Raw genomic sequence first — 12,470 nt, 5'->3', positions numbered from 1 at the left:
ACAATTACAATTGATTGATTGGTTTTTAAAGTTTACCATGTGGAGACATGGTATGTTTAGAGTTTTTTTGTTAGTTGAAAGCATCTACTTAAAGTTTTTAAGTAGGTGCTTTCCTGTTTACTAGTGTTCTATTTTAATAGCTTCTATCTCTGCCTTTAAATCTTTTAAGTCATTAATTTGAGAAGCATTTATTTCTTGAGATGATATGTCACCTTTATGAAGTTTTTTTAACAATATATATTCATTCAAATCAGTAGTTGAAATGCCACTTTTGTGTAAATCAATATAATGCGCTACCACTCTGTTGGAGAATCCTGGAGATGATTGTGGAGAACTATTTAGAAAAATCACAATGCCATTGTTAAGCTGAGGGTTTCTTATTTTTATGTTATTAAAATAATTAGTATATGTGGTGTCTATTTTAAGTTTTTCTTTTAATTTATCTATTGTATTGGTGAAAATTAATACAGATTCAAAATCATTATTTTTTATCGCATCTGCCGTTAATTCAGAAAGGACATGACCAGTACTGTTAATCTCAGTTGGAGTTATATCTTGAGCATGTATAGAAGTGATAGTAGTTATAAGTAAATTGATGAGTAAAAACGTGTATTTCATGAAAAGTTAGTTTATTCTACCAGGAGGATTTTCTGGAGCATTAATTTTTATCGTTGATGTATTTGAGTCTCTAAAATTTGGAAAATCGTCTTTACTTTGTATCGTGCTAATTATGAGAAATGTACCTAGAAGCATGGCAATAATTCCTGGCGATGCTGTAACGAGACTAGCTGTAATTCCTGCACCTTCTAAGTTTAACGTGGTTTGTTTTTTTATAGAATAAAAAGCAACACCAATACCAAGAAACATAAGTGCAAATCCAGAGAAAAGTCCCACAGAACGTTTAATCATACTTAAATGCATTTGATACGCATATACTTTGTATTCGAGATTTAGATCTGCATCGTTTAGAAACACCTCTTCCTTGAACCAATTAATGTTACTCGTTAAAAAGTAGGCTATGGCAATTAAAACAACACTACTAGCAATAGTTAAATACCATGGTACCCTTTGTTCCCATTTGGTTTGTATCGCGATGGGTTTTACTTCTATTGTTTGTTCGCCTGCCATTTTAGTTTAATTAAATTTTATTAGTATCTAAAACTAAGATAAAACCGAAATACGTGTATGCGTATTTTTACGTGTTTTTTAATAAAAAAGCGCCAAACTTGAGTCTGGCGCTTTTCAGTATAAAAAAAATTAAAATGTTTAAGGTTGTGAGACGACACCTAAAGTGTGTAGTTGCTCCATAGTTGGTGTTTCACTTCCGCCTGCTGGCTCTAAAGTAATACCAAAGGCTTGACTTTCATTAGCGTTAGCTATATTAAAAATTTTGTTGTCATCATCATTAAAATTGTCAATAGTACCTAAACTTGTAGGTGTTAACGGGTTTAAAGTTAATGACCATACTTGCCAAACTTTACCTTCTGGAGCATCTGGTAAACCTTGGGCATCTAGATAAATACTATTGTCAGATTTATTCCAATACACTTTAGCATAACTATTAGCAAAATCGCCTTGTCCACCTAGAGGTACAGAGATAATTTCTCTATCTCTAAGTACATTCAACAGGTTTTCTTTAACTGCTAAGTCTGTTTTAGCTTCCTCAATTTGAACCTCTAAATAAGCTTTTTCTATTTCAGCATCAGAGACTTGAACTTCTAATTGCTGGTTTTGGTTCATAGTCCATAATAAGCCTGCTCCAACTATAAGAGCTGCAGCCCAACCTGTATACGTTAACCAGTTATATTTCGCTTTTTCAATTGAAACCACTTTAACATCTTGTCCTCCTAGTTGTAATTTATCTTTAATAAGTTGTAATAAGTGTTTATTTTCACCTGGAGACATTGCAGATGATAATTTTATAATTGCAGATTCAATCTCTAATACTTCTTGTAAAACTTCTGGATGCTTAAGCATGTGTTCTTGAACCTCCTTGTTTTCTTGGTCTGATAATTGACCAGCAACAAAAAGCTCGAGTACTCCTGAATCTATATATGCTTGTATATCCATCTTATTCTATTACCATTGCTCTCAAATCTTTGATGCAATTTCTATTTCTTGTTTTTATTGTTCCTAACGGAATATCTAATTCTTCTGAAGTTTCTTTTTGAGTAAACCCTTTAAAATATAAATATTCTATTATTTTTTTACATTTTTCACCTAATGCCTTAACATATTTGCCAATTCCTATGGCATCCATTTTATCGTTAAGATTTTCACTAGTTTCTAAAATATCTACGAAAAATTCAGCATTTAGGTTTTTGTTCGAGTTTTTATAGGCTTTAGATCGTGTTTTGTCTATAGCTGCATTTCGTGCAATATTTAAAATCCACGTAAAAAATCGTCCTTTACTAGAATTATAAGTATCTGCTTTATGCCAAGCTTTTATAAATACATCTTGCATCACTTCTTCAGCAATAGTATGATCTCTTACAATATTATAAATAACACCATGCATGCTGTCACTATACATATTGTAAAGTTTTTCGAAAGCCTTTTCATCTTTCTTTTGAAAGTTGGCAACTAATATATCTAATTCCATTGGTTTGATTTTTGGATAATTAAACCCTAATATAGGTTGTTTTAAACCTATACGATGCTGTTATTAAAGAAATACTGCGCTTTATTGAATAATTCCACCGCAACTTATACGGCTACCAGCAGCGCCAGAAGGTTGAGATTTAAAATCATCTACACCTTGATGTACGATAATAGCTTTCCCTAAAATATCTTTAGTTTCATCACCACAACCAATACACCATTCGTCTGTAGTTTTAGAAATTGTTGCTTGTCCATTAGCATTTGCCGTTAAATTACCAATATCTCCCTTATGATATCCTGCAGTATCTCCCCATTTTCCATGTGGTTCAGCAGTTGGGTTCCAGTGACCTCCTGTAGATTTACCATCATCTGATGAGCAATCAGCCTTTTCATGAATGTGAATAGCATGTTCACCTTCAGTCAAGCCATTTAATACAGCAATCATACTAACGACACCTTTTTCCTGTTTAAAAACAACATTACCTTTAACACCACTATTGCTTTTAGGATCTAAAGTCATTGTTATTTTTTTAGAGTCATTAAAATAAGCAGGTCTTTCCTTGTTAATAGTTGTATTATCTGTTGTTTTTTCCTCAATTTTAGTATCGGTTGCAGTAGTTTCTACCTCATTAGGAACTTCCTTTTTGTCAGATTTACAAGCTGTACTCAAGCCTAAGGCTAATATCGAAATGTATAATATTGATTTTTTCATTGTATTGATTTTAAGTGTTATTTCTGTTGAAAGATACTCATTATTTAAATCGTAAGAAAATTAATCAATTATTTATTTGTTAATCAATTATCTCTTAAATAGATAACAATGAGCAGTGTTTTTAACTAATGAGAAAAATAAAACCAAAGGTCTTTCAGGATATGATAAAAGTCATATTATATAATAATTATTACCAGTACTTTTGAACTAAATTGTTTAGGTATGTGCAATTCTTTAGTCAGTAAGTATAATGTGGCAGGTCCACGTTATACAAGTTATCCTACTGTTCCATATTGGGATAATGCGTCGTTTTCATTGAAAAAATGGAAAGAATCTTTAATACAATCATTTAATGAAAGTAATGAGAGTGAAGGTCTAAGCCTTTATATTCATTTACCATTTTGTGAGAGTTTATGTACGTTTTGTGGTTGCAATAAGCGCATCACAAAACGACATGATGTTGAAAAACCATACATAAATGCAGTATTAAAAGAGTGGAGTTTGTATTGCGAGCTGCTACCAGGAAGACCCAAAATTAAAGAGCTACACATTGGAGGTGGTACGCCTACTTTTTTTTCTTCGGAACATTTAGAACTACTCATTAAAGGCATTTTAAAAACAGCTAATCTAGCAGATGATTATGAGTTTAGTTTTGAAGGCCATCCTAACAACACTACACGAGAGCATTTGCAAACTCTTTTTAATTTAGGGTTTTCTCGCGTGAGTTTTGGCGTTCAAGATTATAATGAAAGTGTTCAAAAAGCAATTCATCGTATTCAACCGTTTGAAAACGTAAAGCAAGCCACGTTAATGGCTAGAGAGATTGGTTATACGTCTGTAGGTCATGATATTATTTTCGGATTACCATTTCAAACCGAAGATCATGTAGCTAAAACGATAGAGTTAACTAAAGCGTTAATGCCAGATCGCATTGCTTTTTATAGTTATGCTCATGTGCCATGGCTTAAAGGTAATGGACAACGCGGTTACGATGAAAACAATTTACCATCGGGAGAATCAAAACGAGTACAATACGAATTAGGTAAAAAGTTACTAAGCCAAGCAGGATATCATGAAGTAGGCATGGATCATTTTGCTTTAAAATCAGATACGTTATATAAAGCCATGTTATCAAAATCCTTACATCGTAATTTTATGGGTTATACGGCTTCAAAAACTCAAGCTATGATTGGTTTAGGTGTGTCATCAATTAGTGATAGTTGGTATGGTTTTTCTCAAAATGTAAAGGGTATTGAAGACTATTATCATTTAGTAGATCAACAAATAATTCCAGTTTATAGAGGTCACATATTAAATACCGAAGACCTAATCATACGACAGCATATTTTAAATTTAATGTGTCAATTTGAAACTAGTTGGGCAAATGATTCACTTTATATAGATGACCTTGAGGATGTTGTTATTAAGCTTAAAGAGATGGAGTTAGATGGTTTAATAACCTTTGAAAATGACGGCATAAAGATAACTACAAAAGGTCAACCTTTTGTGCGCAATGTTAGTATGGCATTTGATGTTCTACTTCAAAGAAAACAACCCGAAACAAGATTATTTTCAATGACAATTTAAGTCAATGTTATATATTTGAATACGAAACTAAAATACATAAAAATAGTTATTATGAATAAAATAATTGTACCAATAGATTTTTCAGAATACTCAGAATTTGCGCTTGAAACAGCTGCAATATTAGCTAAGCGAAATAATGCAGAACTTCTAGTTTTACATATGCTAGAACTCGATAAAGGCAGTTTAATTAATTCTAGTGATGATCAAAACCAACAAATGGTGTTCTTCTTAAAAATGGCAGAGCAAAAGTTTGATGCGTATTTGGATAAAGACTATCTTAAAGATATTAGTGTCACACCAATTGTTAAGCATTTTAAAGTGTTTAGTGAAGTTGCTGAAGTCGCACAAGATCATGGCGCAGATATGATTGTTATGGGATCACATGGTGCTAGCGGATTATCAGAAATTTTTGTAGGCTCTAACACAGAGAAAGTTGTAAGATACTCAGAGATTCCAGTGCTTGTAGTAAAACAAAAGCCATCTAAATTGGAGTTTGAGACCGTAACCTTTGCTTCAGATTTTTCTAAAGAAATGATTGAGCCATACATAAAAGCTCGTAATTTATTTAGTAACTTAAAATTAATTCATGTAAATGTGCCTGGTGAAGGTTTTAAAAGCTCTACGGAAATTGAAAATACTGTAGCCGATTTCCTTAAAACAGCAGATGGTAACCTAGATAAGATTAATGATGTGCATTACACAGCAGACTATACTGTTGAAAAAGGGATATTAAACGCTTCTAATCTTTTAGGAGCAGATTTAATAGCTGTGCCAACACATGGTCGTAAAGGTTTAGCTCATTTCTTCTCAGGTAGCGTATCTGAAGATATAGCTAATCATGCCACATTGCCTGTTATGACATTTAAAATATAATTTTAGTACCTAATTAAAAATTTGCTAAAATCAAAAAAGCTTGAGTAAATTACTCAAGCTTTTTTGTGTAATTTTAGTAAGTAAACTATTAATTTGTTTCTTCTATTTCTATCTCAGTAGTTTCAGTTGCTCCATCAATTGAAACATCTCCATTTTTAAGATGTGTATCTAAAAAATTTAAAATTCTACTATATGATTCTATTTGGTTTTCTTTTTTTACAAAGCCATGACCTTCATCTTCAAATAAAACGTATTCTACAGGTACACCATTTTTTCTAACACCAGCAACAATCTCATCGCTTTCTACTTGCAATACTCTTGGGTCTTGTGCACCTTGTAAAACTATTAAAGGTTTGGTTACTTTTTCAGTATGAAATAATGGAGAAATACGTTTCAGTCTAACAGAATCTGCCGTAAATGGATCACCCAATTCTAAGTAAAGCGACTCTCTCATCGATTCCCAATAAGGAGGTATACTTTTTAAAGTACGCATCCAATTGGTAACACCAAACAGGTTAACACCTACATCAAATTCTTCTGGTGTATACGTTAAAGCTGCCATAGTCATATAGCCACCATATGAACCTCCAATAATGCCTATTTTGTCACCATCAATTTCAGATTGTCTTGTTAACCAATTTTTACCCTCTACGCAGTCTTGCAAATCTTTCTCTCCATGGTTGAGGTCATCCATTTGATAAAACGTCTTTCCGTAGCCACTACTACCACGATTATTTACCGCTAAAACTGCGTAACCATGGTTAACCATGTATTGGATAAGCGAATTAAATCCTTGACGAGTTTGTCCTCCAGGTCCTCCATGAACCCAAACCATTGCCGGAACTTTGTTTTCTTCGGAAGCTTGATGAGGTAAATAGTATATTGCCGGAATTACTGTGCCATCAAACGATTTGTAACGTATCACTTTTGCAGTTACCAAATCATCAGGATTAATGTCATCATTTAACACATTAGTGAGTTTATGTTGTGTTTTTGTTTCAAAATTATAAGTGTATAAATCTGAAGGCGCATTTGATCCACCTACATACATTCGCATCCATTTTTCATCATCACTAAATCCAACACTCGTAATACTTTTATCACCAAAATCTGGTAAATCAATAGGTTTCATTGTTTTTGTATCTAACACATCAATAGCATTTTTGCCATCGTCATTAACGTAAACCACCATATATTTACCGTTTGATGTAAATCCTGCTCCAGATACATCCCATATTTTTTCTATAATCTTTTTCTTTTCCTGAGTTTCTAAATTATAAGACATTAGATATGAAAAATCTGCGCCATCATCTGTGGTATAATAAAAGGTAGAGTTATCTACCGAAAAATCTTGAGCAGAGTTTCCACTTTGATTGTCATTGATTTTCGTGGTTTCTTTTGTGGTCACATTGTAAATAGATAAATCACTATCATTTGTGTTTAAAGATTTACTAAGCGCAAAATAATTTTCATCGTTAGACATTCCAGAAAATGTTAACCCACTTTCATCTTTATAGATCATTTCCGAAGAAAAATCATCAATAGACATTTTGTACACATCAAAATAACGAGGATCTCGTTTATTAGAGCCAAAATATAAATGCTTATCATCTTTAGACCAGCCGTAAAAATTAGCTTTAGCGCCTTTCACAGGAGTAATATCTTTAATGGTTCCATCTAATTCTCTAACAAAAATATGGTCAATTTCATCACCATTACCATCTGCGCTTAATAGCATTCTATTATCATTTGGAAAGTAAGATTCGGCAAAAATTGATGTACTGTCAGAACTCGTAATAGCCGTCATTTCACCGCCTTTAGTTGGTATCGTGTAAACATTGTAAATGCCAGATCTATTACTAGATACCAATAAATTACTATTGTCTGTTGAAAAACTGCCGCCTCCAACAGCTTCATTATCCATAAACTGTTCAATGGTATACTGCTTGATTTCTCGTTTAGCTACAACTTCGTTTTTAGTGTCTTCTTTGCAAGACAACATCAAAGCCGCTAAGCATAATCCTAAAATTTTTGTTTGCATAATGATTGGTTTTTGTGTGTTGTTAATCTAATTTAAAAGTCTTTATGTCTTTAAACGGATTGGTTTTAACCTGTTCCATTTTAGATTGATAAGGTTTCCATTGGTCATTGAAAAACGTATTTACTTCAGTTAAAACTGTATTTAAAGCGTTTTTTGCATTCTCTATTAGTGTCGTCTCTGTGGTTGTAATTCCATTTTGTCTTGAGCTAACATATTGTCGAGCTTGCCCTAAACGTTGCATAATTGTGACTTCAGGATTTCTTGTAATGCCTTGACGTTTATCTTCTTTTCCTAAAAATTTATCAACGATACTATCCATGGTTTTTATAATTTCTTTTGAAGCTTTTATGTCGTCTTTATATTTTTTCTTGTCTAATTTGCTTAGTGTAGATTGATAATCTTTTGCAATTGTTTTGCTTTCAATAAGTTGTTTTACTGCGTCTGCAGCAGTTTGTTGCATACCTTCTAATTGTTTAGAAGCGTCGTAAACCTGATTAATATTTGTCATCGATGTATTTATCCTTGGATCTGATTTTACGGTGATCATCCCTTCAGATGTTTGGTCACCAAAGGTCATTTTGAGCCTGTAATTTCCTGGTTTAACAGTAACACCACCACGTTCGCTAGTTCGTTTTCTAATGCGTTTTGACGGGTAATCAACACCTGCTTCATCCATATACCACGTCCATTTATAAACACCTGTAGAGTCTGGAGCTTTTTGTTTTAATGTTCTAATTAAACGTTCACCATCATAAATTTTAAGATGTATAGAATCCCATTTAACTTTAGTTTCTTGGGTTTCTTTTTTATCTTCGGAAATATCCTTGTCAACGTCCTTTTTGTCTTTAGTTGAATTTTCCGAAGCATCAATTTTTACAAAATAACTAAGTCTTGCTCCATAACCACGATTCTCACCATGATATGTGGCGTCAGCACCAAAACGGCTTCCGGTAGGTTGTTGGTAAGCAGCTTGATAAGCCGTAGGAGGTTCAAATAATTCTAGTTTCTGATTTAATATTTGTTTGTTTTTAGCTAGAGCTCGCAACGGACTAATATCATCTAGAACCCAAGCTGCACGACCAAACGTACCAATAATTAAATCGTGTTCTCTAGGATGAATCACCATATCTTTTACCGAAACTGTAGGGAAACCGTTAGTCCATTTTGTCCATTTGTTTCCTGCGTTGAAAGACAAATAAAGTCCGTCATCTGTACCTAAAAACAATAAGTTTTTCTCAATAGGGTCTTCAATTATAGACAGGGTGTAGCTTTCTACATCATTAGCATCAACAATTCTCGTCCATGTTTTTCCGTAGTTAGTAGTTCGGTAAGCGTAAGGTGTGTAGTTAAATCGTCTATAATCATTAGCCACTAATAGAGCTTCTCCTTTATTTTTGTTGGAGGCTTTAATTTGAGTTATCCAGCTTCCAGCAGGTAAATCTTTAAGACCTTTTGTGATATCTGTCCACGAATTTCCTCCATTTAAGGTGTAATGTACTTTACCATCATCTGTTCCTACCCAAAGCATATCTTTTTCTAATGGAGAAGGTTCAATCACTAAAATAGTGGTGTGATTTTCGGCTCCAGTAGCATCCATAGTAAGGCCACCACTTTCAGATTGTTTCTGTTTTTCAGGATCGTTGGTTGTTAGATCGGGTGAAATCACCGTCCATGTGTCTCCTTTGTCTGTAGATTTATGTACAAATTGACTTCCGAAGTACAACGTATTATTATCAAAAGGATCTATATTAATTGCAGAGTTCCAATTAAACCGGAGTTCAACTTCAGGGTCTGGATGTGTTGGTTTTACAGAGAAATTATTTCCCGTTTGCCAATCGTATCTACTTACATACCCTTGTTGGCTCATGGTCCAACCGTAACGAGAATCATCTTTATCTGGCACGACATCAAAACCATCTCCAAAACTAATTTCTTGCCAATAACTATTGCGAATACCCTGAGTTCTCCAAACATAAGCAGGACCTCTCCAAGAACCATTATCTTGCATACCACCATACACATTGTATGGGATTTCATTATCTACATTGATATGATAAAATTGAGCCACAGGTAGATTGCCAATAAAACGCCAGGTTTTTCCACCATCTTTAGTGATGTTCATACCACCATCATTACCATCAATCATGAAATTACCATTTTTTGGATGGATCCACCATGCATGATGATCTGGATGTACACCATTGTCTACACCATAAGCTGGCATGAGTTGTTTGAAGTTTTTTCCACCATCTTCGGAAACGTTAATATAGGTGAATACTGAGTAAACCCGATTTTCATTTTGTGGATCTACATAAATTTCAGAGTAGTAAAAAGGTCTATTTCCTATACCACCAGAACCTCTACCACTAGATTTATCATTTACTTTGTGCCACTTAAATCCGCCATCTTCACTTTTATAAAGTGCATTTTTTTTAGCTTCAACTAGTGCATAAATGATATTTGGTTTGTTTGGAGCTATGGCAACACCAATACGACCGAGATCTCCTTTTGGAAAACCTTCTTTATCAGTGATTTTTTTCCATGTTTTTCCGCCATCATGAGTGATATGTAATCCCGAACCTTTACCACCAGAATTAAAAAACCAAGGGTCACGTTTGTGTTCCCACATGGCAGCTATTAGTTTATTAGGGTTTGTTGGATCCATAACCAAATCTGCAACTCCTGTTTTGTTGTTAGCAAATAGAATTTTGTTCCATGTTTTACCACCATCTGTAGTTTTAAAAACGCCACGTTCTGGATGTTCTCCCCAAGGTGAACCGATGGCACCAACATACACGACATCTGGATTTGTTGGATCAATAATCACACGATGTATATGTCTCGTATTTTCTAATCCCATTGAGGTCCAGCTTTTTCCTCCATCTAAAGATTTAAAAATACCATAACCACCATTTAAACTATTTCTAGGATTTCCTTCTCCTGTACCAACCCAAATTACACTAGGGTTTGATTGCTGTATAGCTACAGCTCCAATAGAAGCTGTGACTTCATTATCAAAAATTGGAGACCACGTTACACCTCCAGATTCACTTTTCCAAAGTCCACCAGAAGCAGTACCTACGTACATAATATCTGTATTGTTTAAAACAACATCAATAGCAGTAACACGACCAGACATTCCGCCAGGACCAATATTACGAGGTATCATGTTTTTTAAAACGTTAAGTGGGATGTCTTGGGCAACAAGAGTGATTGATGCTAAAAAAAGCATCAGGAAAAGTGATTTTTTCATTTGTTTTGGTTTGATTGCTTTAAAGATAGTAAAACAAATGATGCCAAGATGTCGTAAAAAGTTAAATAGGTTTTGAATTATTGTTAGCTCAATAACTATTTGAACCGGTAATAAGTAGAGAAATCTATGGAAGGGTACTCAAAGCTATTTCTATCATCGTATTAAAAGTAGACTCTCGATCCTCTGCAGATAAAGATGTTTTACTCACTAAAGAATCTGAAATTGTAAGAATAGTAAGTGCATTTACATTATGTTTCGCGGCAATAGTATACAAGCCAGCAGTTTCCATTTCTACGCAAAGAACTCCAAATTCTGCCCATTTTTTATAAGATTCAAAATTATCTTCGTAAAACTCATCAGACGATAAAACATTACCAGCTTTAATGGCTATATTATTTGTTTTAGCATATGAAGCTGCTTTCATAAATAAATTAAAATTGGCAGTAGGCGCATAATCTGAATTTATAAATCGAGAATTATTAATTCCAGAGTTAGATGAGGCTGACATCGCCAAAACAATATCTCTAATCTTCACGTCTTTTTGATAAGATCCAGCAGATCCTACTCTAATTAAATCTTTAACTCCATAGTCGTTAATAAGTTCATGACAATAAATTAAACATGATGGAATACCCATACCAGTACCTTGCACCGAAACACGTTTTCCTTTGTAAGTACCTGTATATCCCAACATACCTCTAACATTATTATATAGTTTCGGGTTTTCAAAAAATGTTTCGGCAATCCATTTTGCACGCATTGGATCTCCAGGTAATAAAACAGTTTCTGCAATGTCTCCTTTTTTTGCTTCTATGTGCGTGCTCATAATAATTTTGATGTAATTAAATTAGATTTATGGTATTGACTATAAAATGATAAAACAGTAAGTCCTGAAAGACATTTATCAGGACTTACTGTTTTAAAAATAATGTATTAAAACTGATCTATCAAGTAGTTTATTAAATCTGTAGTGGTTACAATACCAACTAACTTATTATTGTCAACCACAGGTAGTGCATGAAATTCTTTTTTAGCGAGAACTTCTGCTACTTCTTTTATAGTAGAATTAGAATTTACACTTATTAAATTTTTAGCCATAACTTGCTCAATAGTAAACATATTATAAACGACAGTATCTACATCTTGTTCGTCATCGTCAATGGCATCAGCAAAACTAATTCTTAATAAATCTGTATAGCTTAACATACCAATAATTTCATCACCACTTACCACTGGGATATGGCGAATTTTATTTTGTTTAAATAGGGATTCAGCAGTTTCTAAATTGTCAGTATGATTTAGAGTAATAACGTCTGTTGTCATTATTGCAGAAATTGGTGTTCTTTTTTTCATGTTCTTAGGTTTTAAATTCTATACTAAAGTTACCAAGAACGATGCTTCTA

Annotated in this window: 11 protein-coding genes; 2 read left to right on the top strand and 9 right to left on the bottom strand. The window is 33.5% G+C overall.

Annotated features, from left to right (window positions below; genetic code table 11):
- Positions 1 to 120: 120 nt before the first annotated feature.
- From TD29_RS00565 to TD29_RS00545, 5 genes are all read right to left on the bottom strand, one after another.
- Complete coding sequence (locus TD29_RS00565; RefSeq protein ID WP_040278138.1) at positions 121 to 618, bottom strand: hypothetical protein; 498 nt, start codon at positions 616 to 618, stop codon at positions 121 to 123.
- A gap of 6 nt (positions 619 to 624) precedes the next feature.
- Positions 625 to 1,128 (bottom strand): hypothetical protein, encoded by a 504-nt coding sequence (locus TD29_RS00560; RefSeq protein WP_040278137.1) that lies wholly within the window; start codon positions 1,126 to 1,128, stop codon positions 625 to 627.
- 138 nt (positions 1,129 to 1,266) lie between these two features.
- Positions 1,267 to 2,070, bottom strand: a complete 804-nt coding sequence (locus TD29_RS00555) for an anti-sigma factor (protein ID WP_040278135.1) — start codon at positions 2,068 to 2,070, stop codon at positions 1,267 to 1,269.
- 1 nt (position 2,071) lies between these two features.
- Complete coding sequence (locus TD29_RS00550) at positions 2,072 to 2,602, bottom strand: RNA polymerase sigma factor (protein ID WP_040278134.1); 531 nt, start codon at positions 2,600 to 2,602, stop codon at positions 2,072 to 2,074.
- 81 nt (positions 2,603 to 2,683) lie between these two features.
- Entirely contained in the window at positions 2,684 to 3,313 is a 630-nt protein-coding gene (locus TD29_RS00545) for a superoxide dismutase family protein (protein ID WP_040278132.1), read from the bottom strand.
- A gap of 222 nt (positions 3,314 to 3,535) precedes the next feature.
- Between TD29_RS00545 and hemN the strand changes: the two genes are divergently transcribed.
- Positions 3,536 to 4,900: an oxygen-independent coproporphyrinogen III oxidase gene (hemN, locus tag TD29_RS00540; RefSeq protein ID WP_040278131.1), complete on the top strand. Its 1,365-nt coding sequence runs from the start codon at positions 3,536 to 3,538 to the stop codon at positions 4,898 to 4,900.
- 51 nt (positions 4,901 to 4,951) lie between these two features.
- A complete protein-coding gene (locus tag TD29_RS00535; protein WP_040278130.1) occupies positions 4,952 to 5,773 on the top strand; it encodes a universal stress protein in 822 nt (273 codons plus the stop codon).
- A gap of 88 nt (positions 5,774 to 5,861) precedes the next feature.
- Here TD29_RS00535 and TD29_RS00530 read toward each other — a convergent pair whose 3' ends face one another.
- The 4 genes from TD29_RS00530 to TD29_RS00515 all read right to left on the bottom strand — a co-directional run bounded on the left by TD29_RS00530 (position 5,862) and on the right by TD29_RS00515 (position 12,420).
- The gene (locus TD29_RS00530; RefSeq protein ID WP_040278127.1) at positions 5,862 to 7,814 is read right to left on the bottom strand and encodes a S9 family peptidase; all 1,953 of its coding nucleotides are present in this window, start codon (positions 7,812 to 7,814) and stop codon (positions 5,862 to 5,864) included.
- Positions 7,815 to 7,836: 22 nt separating this feature from the next.
- Positions 7,837 to 11,067, bottom strand: a complete 3,231-nt coding sequence (locus TD29_RS00525; RefSeq protein ID WP_040278126.1) for a WD40/YVTN/BNR-like repeat-containing protein — start codon at positions 11,065 to 11,067, stop codon at positions 7,837 to 7,839.
- Positions 11,068 to 11,191: 124 nt separating this feature from the next.
- Positions 11,192 to 11,893, bottom strand: a complete 702-nt coding sequence (gene deoD / locus TD29_RS00520) for a purine-nucleoside phosphorylase (protein WP_040278125.1) — start codon at positions 11,891 to 11,893, stop codon at positions 11,192 to 11,194.
- Positions 11,894 to 12,000: 107 nt separating this feature from the next.
- Positions 12,001 to 12,420 carry a CBS domain-containing protein gene (locus tag TD29_RS00515; RefSeq protein WP_040278123.1) on the bottom strand — a complete coding sequence of 140 codons (420 nt, stop codon included), beginning with the start codon at positions 12,418 to 12,420 and terminating at the stop codon, positions 12,001 to 12,003.
- Between the last annotated feature and the right edge of the window lie 50 nt (positions 12,421 to 12,470).

Origin of the sequence: Psychroserpens damuponensis, from assembly GCF_000826655.1 — a bacterium.
Lineage (GTDB): Bacteria > Bacteroidota > Bacteroidia > Flavobacteriales > Flavobacteriaceae > Psychroserpens > Psychroserpens damuponensis.
This window is presented reverse-complemented; position numbering and strand designations above follow the sequence as displayed.

Excerpts from the sequence above, each read along its gene's own strand:
- TD29_RS00550 (WP_040278134.1), bottom strand. The coding sequence starts at position 2,602 with ATGGAATTAGATATATTAGTTGCCAACTTTCAAAAGAAAGATGAAAAG.
- TD29_RS00565 (WP_040278138.1), bottom strand. The coding sequence starts at position 618 with ATGAAATACACGTTTTTACTCATCAATTTACTTATAACTACTATCACT.
- deoD (WP_040278125.1), bottom strand. The coding sequence starts at position 11,893 with ATGAGCACGCACATAGAAGCAAAAAAAGGAGACATTGCAGAAACTGTT.
- TD29_RS00545 (WP_040278132.1), bottom strand. The coding sequence starts at position 3,313 with ATGAAAAAATCAATATTATACATTTCGATATTAGCCTTAGGCTTGAGT.
- TD29_RS00555 (WP_040278135.1), bottom strand. The coding sequence starts at position 2,070 with ATGGATATACAAGCATATATAGATTCAGGAGTACTCGAGCTTTTTGTT.
- TD29_RS00530 (WP_040278127.1), bottom strand. The coding sequence starts at position 7,814 with ATGCAAACAAAAATTTTAGGATTATGCTTAGCGGCTTTGATGTTGTCT.
- hemN (WP_040278131.1), top strand. The coding sequence starts at position 3,536 with ATGTGCAATTCTTTAGTCAGTAAGTATAATGTGGCAGGTCCACGTTAT.
- TD29_RS00515 (WP_040278123.1), bottom strand. The coding sequence starts at position 12,420 with ATGAAAAAAAGAACACCAATTTCTGCAATAATGACAACAGACGTTATT.
- TD29_RS00560 (WP_040278137.1), bottom strand. The coding sequence starts at position 1,128 with ATGGCAGGCGAACAAACAATAGAAGTAAAACCCATCGCGATACAAACC.
- TD29_RS00525 (WP_040278126.1), bottom strand. The coding sequence starts at position 11,067 with ATGAAAAAATCACTTTTCCTGATGCTTTTTTTAGCATCAATCACTCTT.
- TD29_RS00535 (WP_040278130.1), top strand. The coding sequence starts at position 4,952 with ATGAATAAAATAATTGTACCAATAGATTTTTCAGAATACTCAGAATTT.